26 protein-coding genes, 1 tRNA gene and 3 pseudogenes are annotated in these 26,405 nt (G+C 66.8%); 11 read left to right on the top strand and 19 right to left on the bottom strand.

Features of this window, described 5'->3' with window-relative positions; genetic code table 11:
* The first annotated feature begins 21 nt into the window (after positions 1–21).
* Positions 22–1,959: an acyl-CoA dehydrogenase family protein gene (locus CWS39_RS15970; RefSeq protein WP_102143903.1), complete on the top strand. Its 1,938-nt coding sequence runs from the start codon at positions 22–24 to the stop codon at positions 1,957–1,959.
* On the opposite strand, the gene CWS39_RS15965 is transcribed toward CWS39_RS15970, so the two are convergent.
* Entirely contained in the window at positions 1,956–2,435 is a 480-nt protein-coding gene (locus CWS39_RS15965; protein WP_102143902.1) for an LppP/LprE family lipoprotein, read from the bottom strand. The two genes, CWS39_RS15970 and CWS39_RS15965, sit on opposite strands and share 4 nt — an antisense overlap.
* Before the next feature lie 71 nt (positions 2,436–2,506).
* On the opposite strand from CWS39_RS15965, the gene CWS39_RS15960 reads away from it, so the two are divergent.
* Entirely contained in the window at positions 2,507–2,818 is a 312-nt protein-coding gene (locus CWS39_RS15960; protein WP_102143901.1) for a hypothetical protein, read from the top strand.
* Between the two features lie 20 nt (positions 2,819–2,838).
* Here CWS39_RS15960 and CWS39_RS15955 read toward each other — a convergent pair.
* Positions 2,839–2,911, bottom strand: a tRNA-Asn gene (locus tag CWS39_RS15955).
* 150 nt (positions 2,912–3,061) lie between these two features.
* On the opposite strand from CWS39_RS15955, the gene CWS39_RS15950 reads away from it, so the two are divergent.
* A complete protein-coding gene (locus CWS39_RS15950; RefSeq protein WP_102143900.1) occupies positions 3,062–3,325 on the top strand; it encodes a hypothetical protein in 264 nt (87 codons plus the stop codon).
* On the opposite strand, the gene CWS39_RS15945 is transcribed toward CWS39_RS15950, so the two are convergent.
* Both CWS39_RS15945 and dnaG read right to left on the bottom strand, forming a co-directional pair.
* On the bottom strand, positions 3,306–3,644 hold the full coding sequence (locus tag CWS39_RS15945; RefSeq protein WP_102143899.1) for a DUF7155 family protein: 339 nt from the start codon (positions 3,642–3,644) through the stop codon (positions 3,306–3,308). The genes CWS39_RS15950 and CWS39_RS15945 overlap by 20 nt on opposite strands.
* Positions 3,645–3,660: 16 nt before the next feature.
* Positions 3,661–5,622 carry a DNA primase gene (gene dnaG, locus CWS39_RS15940; protein ID WP_102143898.1) on the bottom strand — a complete coding sequence of 654 codons (1,962 nt, stop codon included), beginning with the start codon at positions 5,620–5,622 and terminating at the stop codon, positions 3,661–3,663.
* 154 nt (positions 5,623–5,776) lie between these two features.
* Here dnaG and CWS39_RS15935 point away from each other — a divergent pair, with 154 nt between their 5' ends.
* Positions 5,777–6,757: a trypsin-like serine peptidase gene (locus CWS39_RS15935; RefSeq protein ID WP_142386851.1), complete on the top strand. Its 981-nt coding sequence runs from the start codon at positions 5,777–5,779 to the stop codon at positions 6,755–6,757.
* Here the strand turns inward: CWS39_RS15935 and CWS39_RS15930 are convergent.
* Positions 6,754–8,040, bottom strand: coding sequence for a deoxyguanosinetriphosphate triphosphohydrolase (locus CWS39_RS15930; RefSeq protein WP_199178143.1), 1,287 nt, complete (start codon positions 8,038–8,040; stop codon positions 6,754–6,756). The two genes, CWS39_RS15935 and CWS39_RS15930, sit on opposite strands and share 4 nt — an antisense overlap.
* On the opposite strand from CWS39_RS15930, the gene CWS39_RS15925 reads away from it, so the two are divergent.
* A complete protein-coding gene (locus CWS39_RS15925) occupies positions 8,039–10,069 on the top strand; it encodes a TPM domain-containing protein (protein ID WP_102143932.1) in 2,031 nt (676 codons plus the stop codon). The two genes, CWS39_RS15930 and CWS39_RS15925, sit on opposite strands and share 2 nt — an antisense overlap.
* A gap of 27 nt (positions 10,070–10,096) precedes the next feature.
* Here the strand turns inward: CWS39_RS15925 and CWS39_RS15920 are convergent, their stop codons facing one another.
* Positions 10,097–11,530, bottom strand: a complete 1,434-nt coding sequence (locus tag CWS39_RS15920) for a glycine--tRNA ligase (RefSeq protein WP_102143896.1) — start codon at positions 11,528–11,530, stop codon at positions 10,097–10,099.
* A 90-nt stretch (positions 11,531–11,620) separates the two neighbouring features.
* Here CWS39_RS15920 and CWS39_RS15915 point away from each other — a divergent pair, with 90 nt between their 5' ends.
* Positions 11,621–11,932 (top strand): ArsR/SmtB family transcription factor, encoded by a 312-nt coding sequence (locus CWS39_RS15915; RefSeq protein WP_233213534.1) that lies wholly within the window; start codon positions 11,621–11,623, stop codon positions 11,930–11,932.
* Positions 11,929–12,324: a Fur family transcriptional regulator gene (locus CWS39_RS15910; RefSeq protein ID WP_102143894.1), complete on the top strand. Its 396-nt coding sequence runs from the start codon at positions 11,929–11,931 to the stop codon at positions 12,322–12,324. Before CWS39_RS15915 ends, CWS39_RS15910 begins: the two co-directional genes overlap by 4 nt.
* A gap of 88 nt (positions 12,325–12,412) precedes the next feature.
* Here the strand turns inward: CWS39_RS15910 and CWS39_RS15905 are convergent, their stop codons facing one another.
* Genes CWS39_RS15905 through recO form a run of 3 tightly spaced genes read right to left on the bottom strand, consistent with a single transcriptional unit; the run spans position 12,413 to position 14,503 of the window.
* Positions 12,413–12,829: a hypothetical protein gene (locus CWS39_RS15905; protein ID WP_102143893.1), complete on the bottom strand. Its 417-nt coding sequence runs from the start codon at positions 12,827–12,829 to the stop codon at positions 12,413–12,415.
* Complete coding sequence (locus CWS39_RS15900; RefSeq protein ID WP_102143892.1) at positions 12,829–13,713, bottom strand: decaprenyl diphosphate synthase; 885 nt, start codon at positions 13,711–13,713, stop codon at positions 12,829–12,831. The genes CWS39_RS15905 and CWS39_RS15900 overlap by 1 nt, the downstream gene beginning before the upstream one ends.
* On the bottom strand, positions 13,658–14,503 hold the full coding sequence (gene recO / locus CWS39_RS15895; protein ID WP_102143891.1) for a DNA repair protein RecO: 846 nt from the start codon (positions 14,501–14,503) through the stop codon (positions 13,658–13,660). Before recO ends, CWS39_RS15900 begins: the two co-directional genes overlap by 56 nt.
* Positions 14,504–14,566: 63 nt before the next feature.
* Here recO and CWS39_RS15890 point away from each other — a divergent pair, with 63 nt between their 5' ends.
* Both CWS39_RS15890 and CWS39_RS15885 read left to right on the top strand, forming a co-directional pair.
* On the top strand, positions 14,567–16,123 hold the full coding sequence (locus tag CWS39_RS15890; protein WP_199178140.1) for an amidase: 1,557 nt from the start codon (positions 14,567–14,569) through the stop codon (positions 16,121–16,123).
* 73 nt (positions 16,124–16,196) lie between these two features.
* The gene (locus CWS39_RS15885) at positions 16,197–16,679 is read left to right on the top strand and encodes a CAP domain-containing protein (RefSeq protein ID WP_431306138.1); all 483 of its coding nucleotides are present in this window, start codon (positions 16,197–16,199) and stop codon (positions 16,677–16,679) included.
* Between the two features lie 6 nt (positions 16,680–16,685).
* Here the strand turns inward: CWS39_RS15885 and era are convergent, their stop codons facing one another.
* From era to CWS39_RS29580, 7 genes and pseudogenes are all read right to left on the bottom strand, one after another.
* Positions 16,686–17,588 (bottom strand): GTPase Era, encoded by a 903-nt coding sequence (era, locus tag CWS39_RS15880; RefSeq protein WP_102143929.1) that lies wholly within the window; start codon positions 17,586–17,588, stop codon positions 16,686–16,688.
* Positions 17,589–17,670: 82 nt separating this feature from the next.
* Complete coding sequence (locus CWS39_RS15875; protein ID WP_102143889.1) at positions 17,671–17,988, bottom strand: cytidine deaminase; 318 nt, start codon at positions 17,986–17,988, stop codon at positions 17,671–17,673.
* A complete protein-coding gene (locus CWS39_RS15870) occupies positions 17,985–19,271 on the bottom strand; it encodes a hemolysin family protein (RefSeq protein WP_102143888.1) in 1,287 nt (428 codons plus the stop codon). Before CWS39_RS15870 ends, CWS39_RS15875 begins: the two co-directional genes overlap by 4 nt.
* Complete coding sequence (ybeY, locus tag CWS39_RS15865; protein WP_102143928.1) at positions 19,268–19,804, bottom strand: rRNA maturation RNase YbeY; 537 nt, start codon at positions 19,802–19,804, stop codon at positions 19,268–19,270. Before ybeY ends, CWS39_RS15870 begins: the two co-directional genes overlap by 4 nt.
* A gap of 7 nt (positions 19,805–19,811) precedes the next feature.
* Positions 19,812–20,153 (bottom strand): annotated as a pseudogene (locus CWS39_RS29590) (PhoH family protein); the annotation flags it as partial.
* Positions 20,154–20,429: 276 nt separating this feature from the next.
* Positions 20,430–20,660, bottom strand: a pseudogene (locus tag CWS39_RS29585) (LAGLIDADG family homing endonuclease); the annotation flags it as partial.
* Between the two features lie 567 nt (positions 20,661–21,227).
* A pseudogene (locus tag CWS39_RS29580) lies at positions 21,228–21,932 on the bottom strand (PhoH family protein); the annotation flags it as partial.
* A 376-nt stretch (positions 21,933–22,308) separates the two neighbouring features.
* On the opposite strand from CWS39_RS29580, the gene CWS39_RS15855 reads away from it, so the two are divergent.
* Positions 22,309–22,635, top strand: a complete 327-nt coding sequence (locus CWS39_RS15855; protein WP_102143886.1) for a hypothetical protein — start codon at positions 22,309–22,311, stop codon at positions 22,633–22,635.
* Between the two features lie 281 nt (positions 22,636–22,916).
* Here CWS39_RS15855 and CWS39_RS15850 read toward each other — a convergent pair whose 3' ends face one another.
* The 3 genes from CWS39_RS15850 to hrcA are packed head-to-tail and all read right to left on the bottom strand — an operon-like array spanning position 22,917 to position 25,897.
* Positions 22,917–23,666 (bottom strand): 16S rRNA (uracil(1498)-N(3))-methyltransferase, encoded by a 750-nt coding sequence (locus CWS39_RS15850; protein ID WP_102143885.1) that lies wholly within the window; start codon positions 23,664–23,666, stop codon positions 22,917–22,919.
* 30 nt (positions 23,667–23,696) lie between these two features.
* Positions 23,697–24,842, bottom strand: a complete 1,146-nt coding sequence (dnaJ, locus tag CWS39_RS15845) for a molecular chaperone DnaJ (protein WP_102143884.1) — start codon at positions 24,840–24,842, stop codon at positions 23,697–23,699.
* Positions 24,843–24,865: 23 nt separating this feature from the next.
* On the bottom strand, positions 24,866–25,897 hold the full coding sequence (gene hrcA, locus CWS39_RS15840) for a heat-inducible transcriptional repressor HrcA (protein WP_102143883.1): 1,032 nt from the start codon (positions 25,895–25,897) through the stop codon (positions 24,866–24,868).
* Between the two features lie 182 nt (positions 25,898–26,079).
* Between hrcA and CWS39_RS15835 the strand changes: the two genes are divergently transcribed.
* Positions 26,080–26,403, top strand: coding sequence for a type II toxin-antitoxin system VapB family antitoxin (locus CWS39_RS15835; protein WP_102143882.1), 324 nt, complete (start codon positions 26,080–26,082; stop codon positions 26,401–26,403).
* The last annotated feature ends 2 nt before the right edge of the window (positions 26,404–26,405 follow it).

Raw genomic sequence — 26,405 nt, 5'->3', positions numbered from 1 at the left:
TAGGTTCGGTTACCGTCAGGTATGACCACCACTGCCGAGCATCTGCGCAATACGCTGGACGGCCGTTGGCGTGACGTCAAGAACAAGATGCGTCAGGAACTGACCAACGAGATCTTCCGCCCGCACTACACCCCCAACACAGTCATCGCCCGCACGAAAGTGGCCGAGCAACTGAAGATCATGGCGGCCGCGGGCGCCGCAGAGGACGGATTCAAAAAGGAGCACGGCGGAAATGGCGATGTCGGCGCCGCGATCACCCGGATCGAGATGCTGGCGATGTCGGACCTGTCGCTGATGGTGAAGGCCGGTGTGCAGTGGGGGCTGTTCGGCGGTGCCATCGAGAACCTCGGCACCGAACGTCATCACGAGGCGTACGTCCAGCGCATCATCGACCTCGATCTGCTCGGCTGCTTCGCGATGACCGAAACCGGCCACGGCAGTGACGTCCAGTCCATCGAGACCACCGCCACCTACGACCCGGCCACCCAGGAGTTCGTCATCGACTCCCCCACCCGCACCTCTCGCAAGGACTATATCGGCGGGGCCGCCGAAACCGCGCGGGTGGCAGCGGTTTTCGCACAGCTGATTACCCATGAGGACGGTGAACCGGTCAACCACGGCGTGCACTGCCTCGTCGTGCCGATCCGCGACGACGCAGGCAACGACCTGCCCGGCATCACCACGTCGGACTGCCACTACAAAGGCGGGCTGCCCGGAGTCGACAACGGCCGCATCATGTTCGACCACGTCCGGGTGCCGCGGGAAAACCTGTTGAACCGCTACGCCGACGTGGCCGAGGACGGTACCTACACCTCGCCAATCGAGAATCCGGGCCGCAGGTTCTTCACGATGCTGGGCACACTGATCCGCGGCCGGGTCACGGTGGCCGGCAGCGCGGCCGCCGCAGCCCGCGTCGCACTGGACATCGCCACCCGATATGCGTTGCAGCGCAGGCAGTTCACCGCACCCGACGACAGAGGCGAGGTGCTGATAATGGATTACCTGGTGCATCAGCGCCGGCTGCTGCCGCTGATCGCAGAGTCCTACGCACTGCAGTTCGCCCAGAACGAGTTGGTGGCCAAGTGCCACGACCTGCAGACCTCCGATAATCCCGACCCCGAAGAGCAGCGCGAACTCGAAGCGCGCGCAGCCGGATTGAAGGCGGCCAACACGTGGCACGCGAGCAGGGCCATTCAGGAAGCACGCGAAGCCTGCGGTGGCGCAGGGTATCTCGCCGAAAACCGGCTCATCGCGCTGCGGGCCGACACCGACGTGTTCACCACCTTCGAAGGCGACAACCATGTGCTGACGCAGTTGGTGGCCAAGGAATTACTGACCGCCTACGCCGACGACATCAAGAGCATGAGCCCGGTGGAATGGGTGCGGTTCGCGGCCAACTTCGCCGGCGAGAGGGTGATGAAACGCACGGCGGCCGAGACGATTATCCAGACGATCCTCGACACCAGACAGGACAACGAGGAAGAAGGCAGTTTGTTCAACCGCGGCACCCAGCTCAAGATGTTCGAGGACCGCGAGGAATACATGATCGCGTCGGTGGCGCGGCGACTGCAGGGCAAGTCCAAGGAGATGTCGGCCTTCGACGCGTTCAACGCGGTGCAGGACCATGTATTGCACGCGGCCAGAGCGCATATCGACCGGGTGATCCTGGAGGCGTTCGTCGCCGGCATCGACGCCTGCGAGGACGACGAGGCCCGTCGCATCCTGGACATGGTGTGTGACCTGTACGCGCTGTCGGTGATCGAGGACGACAAGGCCTGGTACATCGAGCACCGCTTCCTGTCGACCGAGCGTGCCAAGGCGGTCACCCGCGGCATCAACGAGCGGTGCCGCACGCTGCGGCCGTACGCCGAGACGCTGGTCGACGGGTTCGGAATTCCCGAGCAGTTGCGCTACGCCGAAATGCTGCATCCGGAGAACATCCCGGACTACCCCGACTAGTCGTTGGGGATCGGGTCGATCGGCTTGAGCTTGCCGTCCTCGCCGATTTGGAACCGCACGGTGCCGATGCCGGTCGGGCAGCACGCCGGGTCGGAGCCCTGCTGCCACTGGTACTGCACCACCACGGTGTCGTCGCCCGAGGTGATCACGGATATGTAGGGCCGTGGGTCCGGGGTGGCCGGCCCGAGCGGGGTCTGCCGGTCGAAGAACAGCACCTGCTGCGGCTTGTTCGACGCGGGCGCGTCGGCGGCGATTTGCACCCAGTGCAGGCGGCAGTCGGCGGTGTGCCCGTTGGCCGTCTGCTTCCAGGACGCGTCGACGCCTGCGATGGCCTGCTGCACGGTCTCGGGGCTCGGCCCGTCGCTCGGTTTACAGGTATCGGCCTTCGGCGGCGGCGCGCTGGGCGGGCTCCATCCGCAACCGGCGGCCAACAGGCCCATCGACATCAAGACGGGGATCAGGCGCGTCAGCCGCATGGCGATGAGCTTACGTGGCGAAGGCGAATCTCATACGCTGTCGCTGACGTCAACAACGACAAGGAGTACCGATGGCCTGGTTCCTCGCCATGCAAGGCCCGTCCGCCAAGGCGGTCATGTACCAACTGCAGGAATCGGCCGACATCGAGAAGCTCGAGGAGGAGATGCGCAGCGCCGCGACCCTCGACCGGGTCGTCGCCGTTCCGGCTCTGCTGCAGAACAACCAGCAGCAGGTGACGCTGCACGTGCGGCCGGCCGCGTGGGGTATGTGGACCTTCTACCAACTCTCCGAGGAGGAGCGCAAGGCCCTCGCCCAGGCCGCCAACCCGCTGATCGAGGCGCTCACACAGGCAGCGCGGCAACAACAGGGGAAGAAACTGTAGGGGGCTGCAAGAACAAATTGCTCCCCCGGTTGGACTCGAACCAACAACCCTTCGGTTAACAGCCGAATGCTCTGCCAATTGAGCTACAGGGGATTGCCCTGCCGCGCGGATTACACCTCCGCGGGCCGATGGATGACTTTAGCGTACGTGCCGGATTGCCCGCCAATACGCGCCCGGCACCGCGCACACCGGAGGATGTGAGGCAGGATGGACGGGCACGCACTGTCGTCTGGGAGGGGCCCTGTGATCCGGTATCTCGTCGTGTTGGCCGTCGGCTACGTGTTGGGCACCAAGGCCGGTCGGCGCCGCTACGAGCAGATCGCCGGCACGTATCGCGCTGTGACCGGCAGCCCGGCCGCGAAGGCCATGATCGACGCCGGGCGGCGCAAAATCGCCGACCGGGTGTCACCCGATCCGGCCATGGTGACGTTGACGCCGATCGACGCTGAAACCGCTGTGCTGGCGCCCGAGGCTGCCGACGAGAAAGCTAGCCGACCGGCTCTGTGAAGGTGGTGCCGGGCAGCAACGGCCCGGTGTTGATGCCCACCCGCGAGCCGTTTCCGTCGGGGTTACCGATCGACGCGTTCGGCGTGCCTATATAGATCGGCGTGTTCGAGTAGGACAGGCACTTGCCGTCCTCCTTGTTGCCGAACCAGGCCAGGCACTCCGGCGCGGCGCTGATCGACGGGGCCGCTTGCGTGCTGCTGAACCCGACATACAGCGGGACGGCGACAGCGGCGGCCGCAAAAGCGCCCGCGATCAGCCGAGTTCCGTTCGCCCTACGTGCCACCGGCTTGCCTCCCTCTGGTCGGACCGCATCAACCATAACCCGCCGCGCCTGTTCACGCAGTGAGGTCGTCGCCGCTGGCCTGCTCGAGCAGGTTGCGCCGGTAGGCCTCCATCGCCACCAGGTCGCCGAACAGGGCGTGATACTCGTCGCCCTGCTCCACCGGTGACATGCGTTGCAGCTTGGACTTCACCTCGGCGATCTGACGACCGACCCAGACCTCCTGCAGGCGGGCCAGCACGCCCCCGATGTAGCGGGGCAACCGCTCGTCGTCGTCGACGTTGATCGCTTCCACGCCCAGTTCGTTGACCAGGTTTGCCGCCGCCGGCGACGCGGAGTGCTCACGCACCGCCTCGATCCATTGCGCCCCCGACAGCCCGGCCGACGTGCCGCCGGCCGCGGCGATGGCGGCCCGCACCGCGGCGTATCCGGGATGGGTGAAGCTCTCCACCGTCAGCGCGTCGAACACCGGGCCCGCGATGGCCGGGTACTGCAGCGCCGACTTGAGCGCCTCGCGTTGCGGCCACAGTGTGGGGTCGGCCGGATCCGGGCGCTGCACCGCCGGCGCCGTGCGCTGTGGCTCCGACCCCGACGTCGACGCGGAGTGACGCTTCCCGTCTCGACGGCCGTCGCGCCGCCCGGCGCTGCCACGGCCGGCCTCCTCCCGCACCCGCCCGACCACCTGGGCCACGTCCGCCCAGCCCACCCAGCCGGCGAGCTGGCGGGCGTACTCGTCGCGCAGCGTCGGATCTTTGATGCGGGCGACCATCGGCACGCATCGGCGCAACGCCGCGACCCGACCCTCGGCGCTGTCGAGGTCATGCTCGGAAAGCGCGGTGCGAATGGCGAACTCGAACAACGGGGTTCGGCGCGCCACCAGATCGCGCAGGGCGCCGTCGCCGTGCTTGAGCCGCAGATCGCAGGGATCCATACCGTCGTCGGCGACCGCCACAAACGACTGTCCGGCCAGGTTCTGTTCACCCTCAAGGGCCTTCACCGCGGCGGCGCGGCCAGCGGCATCGCCGTCGAACACATAGATCAGTTCACCGCGAAAGAAGTTGTCGTCCATCATGAGTCGACGCAGCATCGCCAGATGCTCGTCGCCGAACGCGGTGCCGCACGAGGCCACCGCGGTGGTGACGCCCGCCAAATGCATTGCCATCACGTCGGTGTAGCCCTCGACCACCACGGCCTGGTGGCTTTTGGCGATGTCGCGTTTGGCCAGATCGAGCCCGAACAACACCGAAGACTTCTTGTACAGCACCGTTTCCGGGGTGTTGACGTACTTGGCTTCCATCGGGTCGTCGTCGAACAACCGCCGGGCGCCGAAACCGATCACCTCGCTGCTGCTGGCGCGAATGGGCCACAGCAGCCGACGGTGGAACCGGTCCATCGGCCCGCGGCGGCCCTCCCGCGACAACCCGGCCGCCTCGAGTTCCTTGAATTCGAATCCCTTGCGCAGCAAGTGTTTTGTCAGGGTGTCCCAGCCCGACGGCGCGAAGCCGCAGCCATAGCGCGCCGCGGCCTCGGCGTCGAAGTTGCGCTCGAGCAGGTACTGGCGGGCCGGGGCGGCCTCGTCGGACGTCAGCGCCTCGGCATAGAACTCCTGCGCGGCGGCGTTGGCGGCCAGCAGCCGGCTGCGGCTGCCGCGGTCGCGCTGCACGTTGGTGGCCGAGGCGCCGGTGTAGGTGACGGTGTAGCCGACCCGGTCGGCCAGCAGTTCCACCGCCTCGACGAAGCTGACGTGCTCGATCTTCTGCACGAACGCGTAGACGTCGCCGCCCTCACCGCAGCCGAAGCAATGGAAATGACCGTGGTTGGGCCGCACGTGGAAAGACGGTGACTTCTCATCGTGGAACGGGCACAGGCCCTTGAGGGAATCGGCGCCCGCGCGGCGCAGCTGGACATAGTCGCCGACGACGTCCTCGATGCGGACCTTCTCCCGGATGGCCGCGATATCGCGATCAGGGATACGCCCGCGACCCCTGGTCGTCCCCCTGCTCTCCGGCGCGGTCATCCGCTCAGTCTAGGGCCGCGCCGAGGGCGGACACGCGCAGAGTTGCGCATCGAAATCAGGTAGTCGACTACGCGCGCGTGTCCTGCGCAGCGGCCATACGTTGCGTCTTGATCGCCAGTCAGGCGTCAATCACGACTCCGAAAACGAGGACATCATGACCGCACCCAAATCACCCGACGAGCCCGTCTCCTTCGAGGAGGCCCAACGCATCATCGGGTCCAAGCCCGGCCACCTGTCGAACCCCGATCCGAGCGAAGTCGTACCGCCGGAGTATCTCGGCAGAACCGCCGAAGACATCGATCTCGACGAACTCGCCGCGCTGGACGACGGCGGCCTGGAGGGCTACCGCCCAGACGACGCCCCGATGACGGCCGTGCCCAATTTCGGCGCGTTCGACGAGGACCAGGTCAGCGAACACACCATCGCGGGCAGGCAGTGGAAGATCAACCCGCTGTTCTCATTTCCGCCCGAAGAGCGTCAACTGCTCACCGACCGGAGCTTTCCGTGGCGCTGCGCCGGGCTGCTCACCAACAGCGACGGCAAGGCGGGTTCCGGCGTGCTCATCGGGGGTCGGGTGCTGCTCACCGCACGCCATCTTCGGCCCGACCGCAGCATCAGCCAGGGCTCGTGGTGGGTGAAGTTCGTCCCGCACGGCTTCGACGGCACCGAGCCGTTCGGCGCGTCGTTCGTCAGCGACCTGCGTCGCCCGACCCCGTCAGGCCCGCACTTCGACATGATGGTCGGCCGGCTGTATCAGCCGCTCGGCGCCAACATCGGCTTCTTCGGCGTCCAGGAATGGGACGACGGTTGGGACGGCCGCCCGCACTTCGCCACCATCGGCTACCCCGGCCAGTTCGGCGGAGCGCGACCGTTTTTCCAATCGTCATGCTCGGGAAAGGAATTCGACACCGAGAAGGACGCGACACTGGTCACCACCAAAGCCGACCTGACCAAAGGCAACTCCGGCGGCCCGTTCTGGACGTTCATTCGCACGTCGTCGGGAAGCCTGGATCCGCGGGTGGTCGGCGTCGTCGCGTCGGAAGCCACCGCCGACGGTGAACGCGTCAACCTCATCGCCAGTGGCGACCTGATGGAACGCCTCACCAACTGGGCGCGGACGAACTGGCCCGTCTAGGCCGGCTCCAAGCGCTCCAGACGGCCCTCGGTGAACGACGCGATCTGGTCGACGATCACGCGCAGCCGGGCGCCGTCGTCGGCGGCGTCGTTGAACGCAGGCACGAAGATCGGGTCCAGCGTCGCCGGCGCCCCGGCGAGCAGCCACTGCGCCACCCGGTGGATCCGATCGCGCTGGCGGGCTTGCAGCTCGAGGTGTCGCGGATCCGACATGATGAATTGCAGCGCCAGGATTTTGAGCACCGCGACCTCGGCGCGCACCAGCGACGGCACCCGCAGCTCGGCCTCATAACGCACCAGCGGCCCGGGGCCAGCGGCTTCGCGGGTGGCCGCGATCGCCGCCGAGGCGAACCGGCCGACCAGCTCGCTGGTGAGCCGCTTCAACGCGACCGACGCCGCAAGGGTGGCGTCGTACTTGCCGACGGCGGCCACCACGGGCAGGTTCGACAACCGCTGAGCGGCGGCCACCAGGTCGTCGGCCGCCAGTCCCCCGCCCATCCCGCTGGATTCACCGAGCCGGCCCAGCTCGGCGGCGGCGTCGTCGTCGGCCAGCACTCGCAGGTCGATGCGGCCGGACACCACACCGTCCTCGACGTCGTGCACCGAGTACGCGACGTCGTCGGCCCAGTCCATGATTTGCGCCTCCAGGCACGGTCGGCCCTGCGGCGCACCTGAGCGCATCCACTCCGCGGCACGGGCGTCGTCGGCGTAGAACCCGAACTTGCCGCGGTCGCTGCCCCGCATCCACGGATACTTGGTGACCGCGTCGAGGGCGGCCCGGGTGAGATTGAGTCCGGCGCTGTTATCTTGCGGGTCAAGGACTTTCGGCTCGAGCCGGGTCAGGATCCGGAAGTTCTGCGCATTGCCCTCGAACCCGCCGTGCTCGGCGGCCAGTTCGTTGAGCGCGCGTTCGCCGTTGTGCCCGTACGGCGGATGGCCGATGTCGTGGGCCAGTCCCGCCAAGTCGACCAGATCGGGATCGCAGCCCAGGCCGATCGCCATGCCGCGGCCGATCTGCGCCACCTCCAGCGAATGCGTCAGCCGGGTGCGCGGAGTCTCGCTCTGGCGTGGGCCGACCACCTGCGTCTTGTCGGCCAGCCGGCGCAACGCGGCGCTGTGCAGGACACGCGCGCGGTCGCGGGCGAAATCGGTGCGGTGCTCGGAATCGGTGCCCGGCAGCGCGGCAGCCTTCGGCGGTTCGACCACCAGCCGCTGCCGGTCGAACTCGCTATACGGGTCGAGATTGCTAGCCACCGACGCACAGTCTGCCAGGATGGCGATCATGCGCATCGTCCGCTTGTTCAGCTTCGTTCTTGCGATCACGTTCGGCGGCCTGCTCGTCGCCCCCGCCGTCGTGGCGGAGCCACCGTTCCGGCTGCCCTCCCAGGTGACCGATAACGCCGGGGTGCTGTCGGGGTCGCAGCGTGCGGACGTGGAGCGCGCCCTCGATGCGCTTTACAACGAGCGCCGGATTCAGCTCTGGGTGGTCTACGTCAAGGACTTCTCCGGCCAGAACTGGCTCGCCTGGGCGCAAAACACCATGCAGATCAGTGATTTCGGTGACGACGACGCGTTGTTGGCGATCGCCACCGAGGATCGCGCGTTCGCCTTCCAGGTGCCCTCGACGATCACCGGCGGCAGCTCGACCCGCGCCGACGACATCCGGCGCAACGCCATCGAACCCGCGCTGCGCCGCGGGGATTACAGCGGTGCGGCGGTGGCGGCGGCCAACGGCCTTGCCGCCGAAATGGACTCCGGTGGGGTGTCGTGGACCGCGGTGCTCATCGCGCTGGCAGTGCTTGTCCTGTTGGTGCTGGTGCTGTGGTGGTGGATGCGCCGCCGCCGGCGCAAGCGCCGCGAAGCCGAGTTCGAGGCGGCCAAGCGGGTCGACCCGACCGACCCGAACGCGTTGGCCAGCGTGCCGATCGACGCGCTGGACGAACTGTCGCGGGTGATCGTGGTGGACGTCGACAACGCGGTACGCACCAGCGACAGCGAATTGGCGCTGGCCGTCGAGGAATTCGGCCCCACGCAAACCGAACCGTTCAGCACGGCGGTGGCCAACGCACGCAAGACGTTGGCCGAGGCGTTCAATGTGCGGCAGATCCTCGACGACGCCGTGCCGGAGTCACCGCTGCAGCGCCGCGACCTGTTGACGCGGGTGGTCGTCGCCGCCGCGAAGGCCGACCGCGAGCTCGAAGCGCAGAGCGACGAGTTCGAGAAGCTGCGCGATCTGCTGATCAACGCACCATCCCGGCTGGACGCGCTGACGCAGCAGATGGTCGACCTCACGGCGCGCATCGGCCCATCCGAGCAGACCCTGGCCGAATTGCACAAGCAGTTCGACGCCGCCGCCCTGACCTCGGTGGCCGACAACGTCCAGACCGCCAAACAGCGGCTGGCGTTCGCCGATCAGAACATCACCAGCGCGCGGGACTTGGTGGCCCGGCCGGCCGGTCAGCAGATGGGTCTGGTTGACACCATCCGCGCCGCCGAGTCGGCGCTGGGCCAGGCGCGCACGCTGCTCGACGCGGTCGACAGCGCGTCGACCGACATCAACCGCGCGGTGGCCGCGCTGCCGGCGGCCATCACCGACATTCAGAACGGCATCAATCAGGCCGGCGAACAACTGCAGAAGGGACAGACCTCGCACACGGCCGAACTGTCAGAGGCCCGTGACGCCGCGGTGACCGCCGTCGCCGATGCGCAGCGCAACGGCAGCACCGATCCGCTGGGCGCCTTCACCCGACTGACCAAGGCCGACGCCGATCTGGACCGGATATTGGCCAGCGTCGCCGAGGAACGCGAAGCCACCGAGCGCTTGACCCGGTCACTGGAACAGGCGCTGTTCACCGCGCAGTCGCGGGTCAAGGCGGTGTCGGATTTCATCGACACCCGCCGCGGCAGCATCGGCCCCGAGGCGCGGACCCGGCTGGCGGAGGCCACCCGCCAGCTCGAGGCGGCGCGGGCCAAGCGGGATGCGAATATCGCCGAGGCCGTCGCGCACGCCAACGGCGCGGCGATGCTGGCCGCGCAGGCGCAGTCGCTGGCCAACGACGACGTCCGGGCCGCGCAGCGGTCCTACACGTCGCAGTACGGCCGCGGCGGTTCGGACATGGGCGCGGTGATCGGCGGCATCATCATCGGCAACATCCTGCGCGGCGGGTTCAGCGGCGGTGGTTACGGCGGCGGCTGGGGCGGCAGTTGGGGCGGCAGTTGGGGAGGTGGCCGGGGCATGGGCCGGCCCACCTCCTACGGCGGCGCCTCGCATTCGTCGGGCCGCAGTTACAGCGGCGGCGGTGGCCGTTTCTAGGCCGTTTCTAGGCCGCTTCCAGCCCGGCTAGCAGCCTTTCAGCCGCACCGCCAGATAGTCGGACACGCCGTCGATCGGCACCCGGTCCTGCGTCATGGTGTCGCGTTCGCGCACCGTCACCGCATTGTCGTCGAGCGATTCGAAGTCGACGGTGATGCAGTACGGCGTACCGATCTCGTCCTGGCGGCGATAACGGCGGCCGATGGCGCCGGCGTCGTCGAACTCGACGTTGTACGACTTGCGGAGTTCGGCGGCCAGATCGCGGGCCTTCGGGGACAAGTCGGCGTGCCGGCTCAGCGGCAGCACCGCGGCCTTGACCGGCGCCAGCCGCGGATCCAGCCGCAGCACCGTGCGCTTGTCCACGCCGCCCTTCGCATTGGGCGCCTCGTCCTCGGCGTAGGCGTCGATCAAGAACGCCATGAACGACCGGGTCAAACCGGCCGCGGGCTCGATCACGTACGGGATGTAGCGGGTGTCGGTGGATTGGTCGTAGTAGGACAGGTCGACGCCGGAATGCTTTGAGTGCGTGGACAAGTCGAAGTCGGTGCGGTTAGCCACGCCCTCGAGCTCACCCCACGGGTTGCCCTGGAAGCCGAACTTGTACTCGATGTCGACGGTGCGGTCGGAATAGTGCGACAGCTTGTCTTTGGGGTGCTCCCACAGGCGCAGGTTGTCGCGGTCGATGCCGAGGTCGACATACCACTGCAGGCGTTCGTCGATCCAATACTGGTGCCATTCCGGCGCCGTCGACGGCTCGACGAAGAACTCCATCTCCATCTGCTCGAACTCGCGGGTGCGGAAGATGAAATTGCCCGGCGTGATCTCGTTGCGAAAGCTCTTGCCCGTCTGCGCAATTCCGAACGGCGGCTTGCGTCGCGCGGTGGTGGCGACGTTGGTGAAGTTCACAAAGATGCCCTGGGCCGTCTCCGGACGCAGATAGTGCAGCCCCTCCTCGGTCTCGATCGGCCCGAGGTAGGTCTTGAGCATCATGTTGAACTCACGAGGCTCGGTCCACTCGCCCTTGGTGCCGCAATCGGGACACACGATCTCCGTCATGGGCACCGATTCGGGATCACTGATGTCCTTCTTGGCCGCGAACGCCTCCTGCAGGTGGTCCTGACGATGCCGCTTGTGGCAGTGCAGGCATTCCACCAGCGGATCGTGGAAGACCTCGACGTGCCCGGAAGCCACCCACACCTCGCGCGGCAGGATGATCGAGCTGTCCAGGCCGACGACGTCGTCGCGGGCGGTGACCACCGACCGCCACCACTGCCGCTTGATGTTCTCCTTGAGTTCCACGCCGAGCGGCCCGTAGTCCCACGCCGACTTTGTGCCGCCGTAGATTTCGCCAGACGGATACACAAGGCCGCGCCGCTTGGCCAGGTTGACGACGGTTTCGATGATCGACGAAGACTGGGCCACGAGGCAACAGCGTAGCGACCCTGCCGTCGCCGTTGACATGCGCGATCGTGCATGTAACCTGGCGTCATAATGAAAACCGTTTCCAATTTCGACGCCGCCGAACACTCGCACGACCACGTCGGCACACAGATGGCCGACCTGCCACCGCGCGACGTCCTCGACACCGCAGGCGATCTGCTGCGTGCGCTGGCCGCGCCGGTGCGTATCGCGATCGTGTTGCAGCTGCGCGAATCCTCGCGCTGCGTGCACGAACTCGTCGACGCCCTGGCCGTGCCGCAGCCGTTGGTCAGCCAGCATCTGCGGATCCTCAAGGCCGCGGGCGTGGTGGCCGGTGAACGGTCGGGGCGCGAAGTCATGTACCGCCTGGTGGATCACCACCTCGCCGAGATCGTCGTCGCCGCGGTCACCCACGCCGGCGAAGATACGGAGGGCGACGAGTGAGCACGACTGGCGTGCGGGCCACGCGACAGCGCGCCGCCATCTCCGCCCTGCTGGAGAACATCGACGACTTCCGCTCCGCCCAGGAGCTGCACGACGAGCTGCGTCGCCGCGGTGAGGGCATCGGGCTGACGACGGTCTATCGCACCCTGCAGTCGATGGCGGCGGCCGGGCTCGTCGACACGTTGCGCACCGACACCGGCGAATCGGTGTACCGCCGCTGCTCCGAACATCACCACCATCACCTGGTCTGCCGCACGTGCGGCGCCACCGTCGAGATCCAGGGCGGAGACGTCGAGGCGTGGGCCGCCGAGGTTGCCCGCGAACACGGGTTCTCCGACGTCAGCCACACCATCGAGATCTTCGGGGTGTGTGGCGACTGCGCGGGCGGCTGAGCCGCGCCTCGCCTCCGCGAGACTGTCGTTAGCGAGAGGTTTTTCGAGAACCGACCTCGATAACAACAGACTGGCGGTGGCTGACCGCTCAGCCGACCAGGGCCCGGCGGACGTCGGCACCGGTGGCCAGCACCATCAGGATCAGGGTGCGCAGCGCATCGTCGGTGAGCCCGCCGGCCGGAAAGTTATAGCGCAGCATCACATCCGCGATCTTTTTGGAGTTCTTCTTGGCGGTGGTGGTCTGCGAGATCTTTTCCACCAGCGAGACCGTGCCCAACAGGGTGTCGTGGGCGTGCCTGGCCACCTTGGCGCGAACGCGCGCGTCCAGCGGCAGATCCCACGCGAGGATCTGCGTCAGCGACACCATGTCGAGACCCTCGGCGATCGTCACCACCCGCAACGAGGCGAAGGTGTCGTCGTGGTGCACGGTGACCGCGCCGTCGGATTCCTGCTGCACCGGCAGGATTTCGTCGAGGACGGCGGCCAACCGCTGCGCAAGCTCCATCAGGCCCTACCGAATCGGCGGTTGCGGTTCACGTACTCTTCGCATGCCGCCCACAGGTCGCGGCGGTCGTAGTCGGGCCACAGCTTGTCCTGGAAGACGAACTCGGCGTACGCCGCCTGCCAGAGCAGGAAGTTGCTGGCCCGCTGCTCCCCCGACGTGCGGATGAACAGGTCAACGTCGGGGATGTCGGCGCGGTGCAGGTGCTTGGCGAAGGTGGCCTCGGTGATGCGACGGGGGTTGATCTTGCCATCCACCGCCTCTTGAGCGAGTTGCCTTGCCGCCTCGACGATTTCGGTGCGGCCGCCGTAGTTCACGCAGTAGTTGATGGTGATGACGTCGTTGCCGACGGTCATCTGCTCGGCGATGTCGAACTCTTTGATGACGCTGCGCCACATACGCGGACGGGAGCCGACCCAACGCATCCGCACACCCATGTCGTTGAGGTTTTCCCGGCGCCGGCGGACCACTTCGCGGTTGAATCCCATCAGGAACCGCACCTCTTCGGTGCTGCGCTTCCAGTTCTCGGTGGAGAACGCGTACACCGTGAGGTGCTTGATGCCGATTTCGATGGCGCCGCAAGTGATGTCGATCAGCACCGCCTCACCCATCTTGTGGCCCTCGGTGCGGTGCAGCCCGCGCTGGGTGGCCCAGCGTCCGTTGCCGTCCATCACCACGGCCACGTGGTTGGGCACCTGGTCGGCCGGGATCTTCGGCGCGGCGGCCTTGCTGGTGTGCTGCGGCGGACGGGCGAACCTGCCGTTGGTGTGGGGTGGCAGGTCCGGGAAAACCACCGGCCACGTCGACTTGTCGGGAAAGGTCGGATAGTCGTCAGGCGCCGGAGGCAGCTGGGGGTATTCCTCCTTGCGCAGCCGCTGTACCGCCATGGCTGACATCCTGCCCGACCAGTGACATGCGGTGCTCGGCGAGTGTGCGATCGACCCGGTACACGCGTTCCACCAGCGGCAATGTGCGCAGCTGACGCTCCAGATGCCACTGCAGATGCGCGGCGACCAGCCCGCTGGCCTGGCTGCGATAGGACTGCGGGGAGGCCTGCGCGAACTCCCAGTCGCCGTCGTGCAGTGCGGCCATCAAATCCAGCACGCCCTGCGGCGGTGTGGCCGATCCGGACGGGCGGCAGTGCACGCACACGCTGCCGCCCGCAGCGACGTGGAACGCCCGATGCGGGCCGGGTGCGGCGCAGCGGGCGCATTCGGTGATGGCGGGCGCCCAGCCGGCGATCCCCATGGCGCGCAACAAATACGCGTCGAGCACCAGTTCGCGGGGCCGGCTGCCGTCGGCGACCGCGCGCAGTGCGGCCACGGTCAGCCGGTGCAATGCGGGTGCCGGCGCCCGTTCCTCCCCGGCCAGGCGTTCGGCGGTCTCCAGCATCGCGCAGGCGCAGGTGTAGCGGCCGTAATCGTTGACGATGTCGGTGGCGAAGGCGTCGATGGCCTGCACCTGAGTGACGATGTCGAGGTTGCGGCCAGGATGCAGCTGAACGTCGATGTGCGCGAACGGCTCCAGCCGGGCGCCGAACTTGCTGCGCGTCCGGCGCACCCCTTTGGCGACCGCCCGGACCAAGCCGTGCTCACGGGTGAGCAAGGTGACGATCCGGTCGGCCTCGCCGAGCTTGTGCTGACGCAGCACCACCGCTCGGTCCCGGTACAACCGCATCGGCACAGTCTCCCACCGCGAACCGACAGATTCGGGTTGGCAACGCCGATATTCTCTACAGTGATGGTCGAGACTTCTACCAACGGCGCCTGCTTTCCCACCCTCACCGATCAGCTTTACCAGCTCGCCAGCGGCACAGCCACCTCCGACGAACTGGTACGGCGATCGCTTCACGCCATTTCCGCCAGCCAGTCCACTCTCAACGCATTTCGGGTGGTGCTGACCGAACAGGCCCTGGCCGACGCCGCGGAGGCCGACCGCAAACGTGCGGCGGGCGAACAACTTCCGTTGTTGGGCATTCCGATCGCGGTCAAGGACGACGTTGACGTGGCGGGTGTGCCGACGAGGTTCGGCGCCGACGGCAACTTCCGGCCTGCGACCACCGACTCCGAAGTGGTGCGACGACTGCGGGCGGCCGGCGCCGTCATCGTCGGCAAGACCAACACCTGCGAGCTCGGTCAGTGGCCGTTCACCAGCGGGCCGGCGTTCGGCCACACCCGCAATCCGTGGTCGCGCAAGCACACCCCGGGCGGTTCGTCGGGAGGCAGCGCGGCGGCGGTGGCCGCCGGCCTGGTGACCGCGGCGATCGGCTCCGACGGCGCGGGCAGCGTGCGGATACCGGCGGCGTGGACGCATCTGGTGGGCGTCAAACCGCAGCGGGGCCGCATCTCCACATGGCCGCTGCCCGAGGCGTTCAACGGCATCACGGTCAACGGTGTGTTGGCGCGCACCGTCACCGACGCCGCCTTGGTGCTCGACGCGGCGTCCGGAACCGTCGTCGGCGATCTGCATCAACCGCCGCCGGTAACCGTGTCGGATTATGTGGGACGGGCGCCGGGACCGCTGCGGATCGCGATGTCCACCAAGTTCCCGTTCACGTTCTTTCGGGCCAAGCTGCACCCGGAGATCCGCGATGCACTGGAAACCGTCGCAGGTCAGCTCGAGCAGCTGGGCCACCGGGTGCGCGCGAACGACCCCGACTACAGCCTGGGCATGTCGTGGAATTTCCTGGCGCGGTCCACGTCGGGCCTGCTGGACTGGGCTCATCGGCTCGACGGGGCGGCCAATTGGGACAAGCGCACCATGGCCAACATGCGGATGGGCCGGCTGCTGTCGAAACACGTGTTGCGTAAGGCGCGGGCGCGCGAGGCCGAGGCGCAGCGGCGCATCGGCTTCATCTTCAACATCGCCGACGTGGTGTTGGCGCCGACCACCGCGCAGCCGCCGCCGCTGGTGCATGAGTTCGACGAACTCGGCGGGTTGGCGACCGACCGCACGATGATCAAGGCGTGCCCGGTGACCTGGCCGTGGAATCTGCTCGGGTGGCCGTCGATCAACGTGCCGGCCGGGTTCACCTCGGAAGGACTGCCGATCGGGGTGCAGCTGATGGGCCCCGCCAACAGCGAGCCACTGCTGATCTCCCTGGCCGCTGAGCTCGAAGCGCTCAACGGATGGTCGGCGAAGCAGCCCAAGGTCTGGTGGAATGTCCCCGAGGGCCGCAGCATCGTCCCACCTGCGGCGAAGCCAGCAGCCACCGCGGCTGCAGGGGAAACCGATGTATCCCGGGCAGCGGCCGCGATTAACGCTCGTGAGGCTTCGCTGACCGGTGACGTCGCGTAAGGTCTCGACCGTGACACTTCGCTGGTTGCACATACTGCCCGCGGTGGCCGTCGCGGGCGCGGCGGTCGCCGGCATGCCGAGCGCCGCGGCGGACAACAAACGGCTCAACGACGGCGTGGTGGCCAACGTCTACACCGTGCAGCGGAAGGCCGGCTGCGACACCGACATCAAGATCAATCCGAAGCTGCGCCTGGCCGCCGAGTGGCACACCAACGACGTGCTCAACAACCGCGCATTGGACGGCGACATCGGCTCGGACGGGTCCACGGTGGCCGACCGAGCCCGCAATGCGGGCTACGCCGGCGCGGTGGCCGAGACGGTGGCGATCAACCCGGCGCTGGCGATCAGCGGCATCGAGATCATGAACCGGTGGTATTACCGGCCGGACTACTACGCGATCATGTCGGACTGTTCGAACGTCGACATCGGCGTGTGGTCGGCGAACGCTATCGACCGCACCGTGGTGGTGGCCGTCTACGGCAAGGGCGACGCCGCGCCCCCGGTGCACGGGCCCGGCAGGCCGTTCGGAGAACCGGGCTCGGGCGCGCAGAGCTGACGCGTTCTAGAAGCCCAAGCGGCCCAACTGTTTTGGGTCGCGCTGCCAGTTTTTGGCGACCTTGACGCGCAGATCCAGATACACCTTGGTGCCGAGCAGCTTCTCGATCTGAGTGCGTGCCGCGGTGCCGACTTCGCGCAGCCGGGCACCGCCCTTGCCGATGACGATGCCCTTCTGGCTGTCGCGTTCGACGTAGAGGATCGCGTGCACGTCGATGAGGTCGTCGCGGCCCTCGCGGGGACTGACCTCGTCGATGACGACGGCCAGCGAATGCGGAAGTTCGTCGCGCACACCTTCCAACGCGGCCTCGCGGATCAGCTCGGCCATCAGCGTTTCCTCCGGCTCGTCGGTGAGCTCGCCGTCGGGATAGAACTGCGGGCCCTCCGGCAGTGCTGCCGCGAGCACGTCGATAAGCACGTCGAGCTGTTGGCCTGTGGTGGCCGACACCGGAACGACTTCGGTGTCCGGCCCGACGAGCTCACTGACCGCCAGCAGCTGCGCGGCCACCCGATCCTTGGGCACCTTGTCGATCTTGGTGACGATCGCGACGAGCGTGGTCTTCGGTGCGACGGTGCGGATCTGCTGGTGAATCCACCGGTCGCCGGGTCCGATCGCCTCATCGGCGGGTATGCACAGGCCGATGACGTCGACCTCGGAGTAGGTGTCTTTGACCAGCTCGTTGAGCCGCTGACCCAGCAGCGTGCGGGGCCGGTGCAGGCCCGGTGTGTCGACGAGGATGATCTGGAAGTTCTCGCGGTGCACGATGCCGCGGATGGTGTGCCGAGTGGTTTGCGGCCGATTCGACGTGATGGCGACCTTGGCGCCGACGAGCGCGTTGGTCAGCGTTGACTTGCCGGTGTTGGGCCTGCCGACGAAGCAGACGAAGCCGGAGCGGAATTCTGGCGTCATGCGCGGCATCCGGGTCGCGCCGAGTGTGAACTCAGCGCGAGTTTCGGCGCGATATTTCGCAGTGGCTTCATACTCGCGACGGTCATACCGGGGTGCCCGCGCGGTCGGTGACGATGACCTTCGCCTCACCCGAAAGCTCGTGCACCGCGGCGACGCCGGGATCGTCGGCCGCCCCGCCGACCAGCACGGCGGCCTCCAGACCCGTGGCACCGCTGGACACGGCGGCTGCGACAGCAGCCTGCAATGCGGTGAGCCGCAGCGCGTTCAGGACAACCGGGGCGCCGGCGTAGGTGCGGCCGTCGGCGTCGCGCCCCGCCGCTCCGCTGGATGCTTCGGCACGTCCCATCGCACCACGGGCCAGCACCACCAGCTTGGTGTCCTCGGCGTCGAGCTCGGTCATTGCTCCCCTTCCTGCGGCTCCGTGGGACTGACCAGAACGGTGCCGATTCGCACGCGGCCGCGATGGTCTGGGCCGCCTTCGGCGCGCAGACGCAGACCGTCCCACGTCACCTCGGCGCCGGGCAGCGGCACGCGGCCCAATTCGAGGGCCACCAGGCCGCCGACGGTGTCGACGTCGAGGTCCTCGGGAAACTCGATGTCGTACAGCTCGCCCAGGTCCTCGATCGGCAGCCGCGCCGAGACGCGGAAACGCTTGTCGCCCAGCTCTTCCACCGGCACCACTTCGCCGGCGTCGTACTCGTCGACGATCTCGCCGACGATCTCCTCCAGCACGTCCTCGATCGTCACCAGCCCGGCGATGGCGCCGTATTCGTCCACCAGCAGCGCCATATGATTGCGGTCGCGCTGCATCTCGCGCAGCAGTGCGTCCAGCGGTTTGGAGTCCGGTACGAACACCGCCGGCCGCATCACTTGCGCGACGGTGGTGTCACGCCCCCCGTTGGTGGAGTAATACGTCTGCTGGACAAGGTCTTTGAGATAGACAACGCCGACGATGTCGTCAACGTTCTCGCCGATCACCGGGATGCGTGAATGCCCGCTGCGCACCGCCAGCGATGTCGCCTGGCCGGCGGTCTTGTCGCTTTCGATCCAGACCATCTCGGTGCGCGGCACCATCACCTCACGGGCGGGTGTGTCGCCGAGTTCGAACACGGACTGGATCATCCGGCGTTCGTCGTCGGCGACGACACCGCGCTGCTGGGCCAAGTCGACGACCTCACGCAGTTCGATTTCGGAGGCGAACGGGCCGTTGCGGAACCCACGGCCCGGTGTCAGTGCGTTACCGATCAACACAAGTAGTCGGCTGATCGGAGTGAGAAGTACCGAGATCGTTTGCAGCGGAAGGGCACTCACCAGCGCGATCGGATACGCATTCTGCCGGCCGACGGTACGCGGGCCGACCCCGATCGCGACGAAGCTGACCACCACCATGATGGCCGCCGCCGCGACCAGCCCCCAGCCCACTCCGAGGTGCCCGCCGAGGTAGGACACCAGCAGCACCGTGGCGGTCACTTCGCAGGTAATGCGCAGCAGCACAATGAGATTGATGTACTTCGGCCGCTCGGCGACGACCTTCGCCAGTCGCACCGCACCGGGGCGTTCTTCGCGTACCAACTCTTCGACCCTGGCCATCGACACCGTGCTGAGCGCAGCGTCGACGGCGGCAAACAGCCCACCGAGGCCGATGAGCGCAATCGCTCCGAGTAACGGGGCTATAGGTTTCACGGCTCGTCGAAGTATCGGGACTGGTCCAGCAGGCGCCGATCCTTCTCGGTCCGACGGTCCTTGTGGTAGGCCTCGACCTGGGCGGCCACCCACTCTTCGAGGAGTTGGCGCTGCAGGGCGAACATCTCTTTCTCCTCGTCGGGCTCGGCGTGGTCGTAGCCGAGCAGATGCAGCACCCCGTGCACCGTGAGCAGTGCCAATTCCTGGCCGAGCGGGTGGCCGGCCGCGGCGGCCTGTTCGGCGGCGAACTCGGGGCACAACACGATGTCGCCGAGCATCGCCGGTCCCGGTTCGGGCGCGTCGGGCCGGCCGCCGGGCTCGAGCTCGTCCATCGGAAAGCTCATCACATCGGTCGGTCCCGGCAGGTCCATCCAGCGCATGTGCAGATCCGCCATCGCGGGCTTGTCGAGCAGAACCATCGAAAGCTCGGCCGCCGGATTCACTTTCATCTTCTCGAGGACGAACCGGGCGACGCTGATCAGCTCGGTTTCGGACACGTCGATGCCCGACTCGTTGGAAACCTCGATGCTCATGCGGCGTTCACCGGCGGGTAGGCCGGGCTCCGGAAGCGCGCCGTTGCGCACGGTTCATCAGCGCGGGCTCCTCGTATTTCGCGTAGGCGTCGACGATTTCGGAGACCAAGCGGTGGCGCACCACGTCGGCGCTGGTGAGTTCGGCGAAGTGGATATCGTCGATGCCCTCGAGAATCCGCATAGCGGCGCGCAGGCCGGAGGTCGCACCACCGGGTAGGTCGATCTGTGTAACGTCGCCGGTGACAACGACTTTCGAGTTGAAGCCAAGCCGCGTCAGAAACATCTTCATCTGTTCGGCAGTGGTGTTCTGCGCCTCGTCGAGGATGATGAACGCATCGTTGAGGGTGTTATGCGTGAGCAGGAAATTCTCTGTGACGTACAGGGAATCGGCGGCAGCGACGCGGATACAGACGGCTTCTTCCGTGCCCTCCGGCTCGATGCGGTCAATGAACCGCATGGGCCGACCGCCGCCGGTGGTGTCGTACTTTGCTGCCTTGCGAGCGAGCCGGAAGGGGGCGACGCATGCGGGCAGCCGGATGTCAAGAATGTGTGCATCCGAACGGTGATGCACTGGGCGACCGCGCGCGAGCCCCGGCTTGCGCCCGAGGGCTTTCCTCGTGCGCTGGTAGACGACGCCGCCGAGCGACTGGACCAGAAACATCACATCGTCGCGGAGGCGATCGGAGACAGTTGCGAACTGTATGCGGCAGTTACGTCCCTGCTGAGTTACGGGGCCACCGTCGGAGTCGAAGAGACCCTGCAGAACGGCAAGTCGGACCTCGGCCGAGTTAAAGAGGTAGTCCGTGGGAACAAATTTGGTGCTCGACTTGGCCCCTAAGAGCCCCAACTCGCGCATCGCCCTTGTGATTGGGTTGGCAACAGTGGTATCGCCGCCGCGGCCGCAACTTCTGCCGAGTACGTAGTCGACTTCGGTTTTGCGTGTGACCTTGATGCCCGGAATCAAGCGTTTAAGCTCTTCCGCCAGTTCCGGATCAGTGGTTGCGAATGTCGGTGTAGCGCTGCAGGAGAAGCACCCATCTCCAAGCAAAAGCCCGAGGGCATATGGATCCAACGGCACCGGCCGGCGCTCGAAATCTACCGGAGCCTCCAAAAGGGGCAGCTCATAACGGTGGTAGTGCGCAGCGCGGAGGTTGCCGATCATCTCCTTTGTCTGCAGGACGCGCGCCGGCTTCCCTCTGGCCCTGTCGTGACGTGTATATACCGACCAGAGATGGTCACCTGACGCTAGCGTTGACGAACCATCTTGTGTGTATACGCGGTAGATCTCCTTGAAGCCCTGCGGATAGACACCCAGAACTTCAGTCGGCCGCCCGTCAGAGCCGATCACAAAATCGCCGACCTGAAGTTCACCAATCGGCCGGAAGCCGTTGGGGGTCAAGACGTTTGTGAATTTCGGTTGTGCTCGTCCCCGCATATACCCGAGCGGCGCTACTTCGATGATGCCGGCGCTCATCAGCTTCGGGATCAGCTCGGCATCCATCATGTCGTACAGCGCGTCGTACAGCGGCCGCAGATACGGGTCGATCTTTTCGCTCAGCGTGCCCGGTAAGAAGCCAAGGCGCTCACCGGCTTCCACCGCAGGACGGGTGAGAATGATCCGGGCGACCTGTTTGGCCTGCAGCGCACTGACCGCCTTGGCCATCGCCAGATAGGTCTTGCCGGTTCCGGCCGGACCGATACCGAAAACGATGGTGTGCGCGTCGATTGCGTCGACGTAGCGCTTCTGGTTCAGCGTCTTGGGCCGAATCGTCTTGCCGCGCCGCGATAAAACGTCGAGGGTGAGCACTTCGGCCGGCGACTCGCCCTCCGTCCCCGTCAGCATGGCGACGCTGTGCCGCACGGCGTCCGGGGTCAACGGCTGGCCACTGGACACGATCGCGATGAGCTCGGAAACAGCGCGTTCGGCCAACGCAACATCGGCCGGTTCGCCGGTCAGGGTCAGCTCGTTGCCGCGTACGTGGATATCGGCGGAAAGGAGGTCTTCGAGGGCGCGCAGATTTTCGTCGGCGGAACCCAGGAGGCCCATGACGAAGTCGGGCGGAACATCGATGCTGCTGCGTACCGGGGCGTCCGGCGACGAGTCAGCGTTCGTCTCGCGGGGCGTCACGTGGGGTTTTCTGCCTGCTTCCTGGTTGTCGCCGGTGTTGTTGCTGCTGAGCGACCAGTTTACCGCCGGGTGCCGACACATCCCAGCGGTTAAGCGCGCTCGGCTATGCGGCAAGCAAGCGCGCGAAGGCAGGGGACATGGTCGTTCACTCCCCGTGGGGGTCTGTGCGGCGGAAAAGACGAGATGGAACCGGTCGCGATCTACCTCGAAACTGCCTCTGACCAGGGGCGCCACTCCACTAACTGCAGAATCGTCACGATTAGCGGGGGTAGTAGTAGGTGCAGGGCGAGCCAGTACAGGGCTGCCGCAGAGCGTCTTGAGATTGCCGCCGATGGACACGTCCAGCAGCTCTCCGCGCCCGGCGGCACTGAGTGGGATGGTGATGCCGCTGATACAGGCGAAGGTGGCCGATCTTGGGTCTGGCAACCTATACCAGGTCCGTGAGCGCGCACTGCACGCAATATCCGAGGCCGAACAGAACGAGTTTCTGGTAGCGGAAAATTTGACGGTCACGGACACGCGCCGCTACACCGCCCGCGAGATGAACCACTATCTGGAGCGCAAAGCCCAAGCCGAAGAACACCACGCCGACATCACCAAGTGGGCCAGCATCCTGGCTTCCGAGGACACGCAGGTCGGCTCAAAACTGCAGGCCAGTGCCGCCGCTCTCGCCGGAAATGATCCCCCAGGACCGGAACGCTGAAGAGAAAGGTGCTGACAGGCGCTCGATCACCCTCAAGGCGAGCCGCCACCGACCGATCCGCTCGATGAAATCCTGAAGGAGAGAGGACCACCGCGTGAGTTGGCCCGCCGACGTGATGCTGGAGCCGTTAGGCACTGGTGCTCTCCAGCTGACACTCCCCTCCGCTAGCTAGAATCTGAGTCGCCCTCGATCCGCTTGGCGGCTTTATCCTCGTGCCATAAGCGACTTCAGTTGTCGCTCAACGCCTTCAGTGATACACCTGTTCGGGGTCGGGTGCTGTTTCAATCCCAGCGCGGCGTCAGCACACCGAGCGCTCCCAGCGCGACGGCCGCGGCCGTCGACGTGCGCAATACCGTGGGGCCGAGCCGCACTGGCACAGCCCCCGCCCCAGCGAGTGCGTCGATCTCCTCGTCGCTAATGCCTCCTTCCGGTCCGACGATCAACATCACCGAATCAGTATGCGACAGAGAGACTTTGGCGAATGGCTCGGTAGCCGCCTCGTGCAGAGCCAGCACCACACCGTCGGCCGCAACCTCGTCACTGACCCGTCGCACCAGCTCCCCCGTCGTCACCACACCGCTGACCGCCGGGATGTACGGACGCCGCGATTGGCGGGCCGCCGAACGGGCCACCGCACGCCAGCGTCGCAGTCCTTTCTCGACCCGCGCCGAGCCCTCCCAACGGGCCACACAGCGCGACGCCTGCCAAGCCACAAACGCGTCCGCTCCGGCCTCCGTCGCCAACTCGATGGCCAGCTCGGAGCGATCGGATTTCGGCAATGCCTGCACGACGGTGACGCTCGGCGTGGCCGGCGCGACCTGCCAACGCTCCAGCAGCCGCGCCGTCAGCCGACCTTTGCCGACGTCTTCGACGACGCAGTGCGCCAGCGCGCCGGCGCCATCGCTGAGATCGATCTGCTCGCCGGGGCGGATGCGCCGGACATTGGCGGCGTGAAAACCCTCGTCGCCGTCCACGACCGCCACATCACCAACCTCGGGTAGCGCGTCGACATAGAACATCGCGCGCGACATGGCGCTAACCGTCCTCGCGGCGCATGGGCACTAGCGACCGGTGAAGGTCTCGCGCAGCCGGCTGAACAAACCGCTCGCGGTCGACGCCGGCGCCTGCGTCGAGCGCACCTCCGCCTCGTCGCGAGTGCGGCGCTCCTTGAACTTGCGCAGCAGCTCGATGTCCTCGTTGTCGAGGCGGGTGGGCACCACGACGTCGATGTGCGCATGCAGGTCGCCGCGCACGCCCGAGCGCAGATGCGGCATGCCGTGGCCACGCAGCGTGGTGATGGCACCGGGTTGGGTGCCCGCAGGGATGGTGATCTCCGTCGGCCCGTCGAGGATCGCGTCGACGGTAACCGTGGTGCCCAACGCGGCGTCGACCATCGGCACCGAAATGGTGCAGTGCAGGTCATCGCCGTCGCGGACGAACGTGGGGTGCTGCTTCTCGTGCACCTCGACATAGAGATCGCCCGCCGGCCCGCCGCCGGGCCCGACTTCGCCCTGCGCGGCCAGCCGCACCCGCATCCCGTCGCCCACGCCGGCCGGGATCTTGACGCTGATATCGCGCCGCGCGCGTACCCGGCCGTCACCGCCGCAGCGGTGACACGGGTCGGGAATGACCTCGCCCACCCCGCCGCAGACCGGGCACGGCCGTGACGTCATCACCTGTCCGAGCAGCGAGCGCTGCACGGTCTGGATCTCGCCGCGCCCGCCGCAGGTGTCACAGGTGACGGGCGTGGAATTGCCGTGGGTGCCCTTGCCGTGGCACAGGTCGCACAGCACGGCGGTGTCAACGGTGACCTGTTTGGTCACGCCGGTGGCGCATTCCTCCAGGTCAAGCCGCATCCGCAGCAACGAATCCGAACCCGGCCGGACCCGGCCGATGGGTCCGCGCGAGGCGGTACCGCCGCCGAAGAAGGCCTCGAAGACATCGCCGAGACCGCCGAAGCCGCTGAAGCCGTTGCCCGCAGCGCTCGCGGTCTCCATCGGGTCGCCGCCGAGGTCGACGATGCGGCGCTTCTCCGGATCGCTGAGCACCTCGTAGGCGACGCTGATCTCCCGGAACCGCGCCTGAGCCTCCTCGTCGGGGTTGACGTCGGGATGCAGCTCGCGGGCCAATCGCCGATAGGCGCGTTTGATCTCCGTATCACTGGCGCCCTTGCTCACTCCGAGCAGGCCGTAATAGTCGCGTGCCACGCCTGACCTTTCGAATGCCGGTGTTAGCGGCTGCCTAAGACTTCGCCGATGTACAAAGCAACCGCAGCGACATTAGCGATAGTTCCCGGATAGTCCATTCGCGTGGGCCCTAACACACCCATGCCGCCATACACTTTGCCCGACGAGCCGTACGCCGTGCTCACCACCGACGCGCCCGCCATCTCTTCGGCCTCGGTCTCGTGGCCGATGCGCACCGTCACCTTGCCGGCCTCCTGCTGCGCCGCCAGCAGACGCAATACCACCACCTGTTCTTCGAGCGCCTCGAGAACCGAGCGCAACGAACCGCCGAAATCCGCGGTGTTGCGAGTCAGGTTGGCGGTACCGCCGAGCAGCAACCGCTCCTCGTGGTGTTCGACCAGCGTCTCCACCAGCACCGTCGCGCAGCGGCCGACCGCGACGGCCAGGCCGGTGTGGCCGTTGAGGTGGCTGGCCAGCTCGGACACCGCAACCGACGCCGCCGCCAGCGGCTTGCCCTCCAGCGCCTGGCCCAGCAGGTCCCGCAACTGGGTCAGCTCGTGCTCGTCGATGGCGTCGCCGAGTTCCACGATCCGCTGATCGACGCGGCCGGTGTCGGTGATCACCACCAGCAACAGCTTCGCGGGCGTCAACGCCACCACCTCCAGGTGGCGCACGCTCGACGTCGACAAGGTGGGGTACTGCACCACCGCGACCTGGCGAGTCAGCTGCGCCAGCAGCCGCACCGCGCGACGCAGCACGTCATCGAGGTCGACGCCGGATTCCAGGAACTTCAGGATCGCGCGTCGCTCCGACGACGACAGCGGCTTGATGTCGTCGAGCCGGTCGACGAATTCGCGGTAACCCTTCTCTGTCGGGATTCGCCCGGAGCTGGTATGCGGCTGAGTGATGTAACCCTCCGCCTCCAGCACCGCCATGTCGTTGCGCACGGTCGCACTGGAAACACCGAGGTTATGGCGCTCGACAAGGGTTTTGGAGCCAATGGGCTCCTTGGTGGCAACGAAGTCGGCGACGATCGCACGCAGCACCTCGAAGCGACGGTCGTCGGCACTACCCACTGTTCACCTCCCACTCGCACCTAGTTCTCGCCCATTTTACGGTCATCATCAGCCCGTTCTCCGCGCACATGAGCGTGGCGCTGTCAAGAGCGTGATGCTGACGGCGCTGGCGCCCAGGGACTAGCCTTACTTTTCATGCTGACGCGAAGGGGACGGGGGCGGATCAGCGGGGCGGATCAGCGGTGATCTTCAAGGGCGTCCGCGACGGCAAACCCTATCCGGACCATGGCCTGAGTCATCGGGACTGGTCGCAGATCCCGCCGCGGCAAATCCGGTTGGACGAGATCGTGACGACGACGACCGTGTTGGCGCTGGATCGTTTGCTGTCGGAGGATTCGACGTTCTATGGCGATTTGTTTCCCCACGCCGTGAAGTGGAAGGGCGTGGTGTACCTGGAGGACGGCCTGCACCGGGCGGTGCGGGCCGCGCTGCGCAACCGCACCGTCCTGCATGCCCGCATTTTCGACATGGACGGCATGGACGGCATCCTGCCGCAGGGCACGTAGCG

It is taken from the genome of Mycobacterium hubeiense (assembly GCF_002838065.1).
GTDB lineage: Bacteria > Actinomycetota > Actinomycetes > Mycobacteriales > Mycobacteriaceae > Mycobacterium > Mycobacterium hubeiense.
Note: the sequence above shows the minus strand (reverse complement) of the source record. Positions and strands in the feature narration are given on the sequence as shown.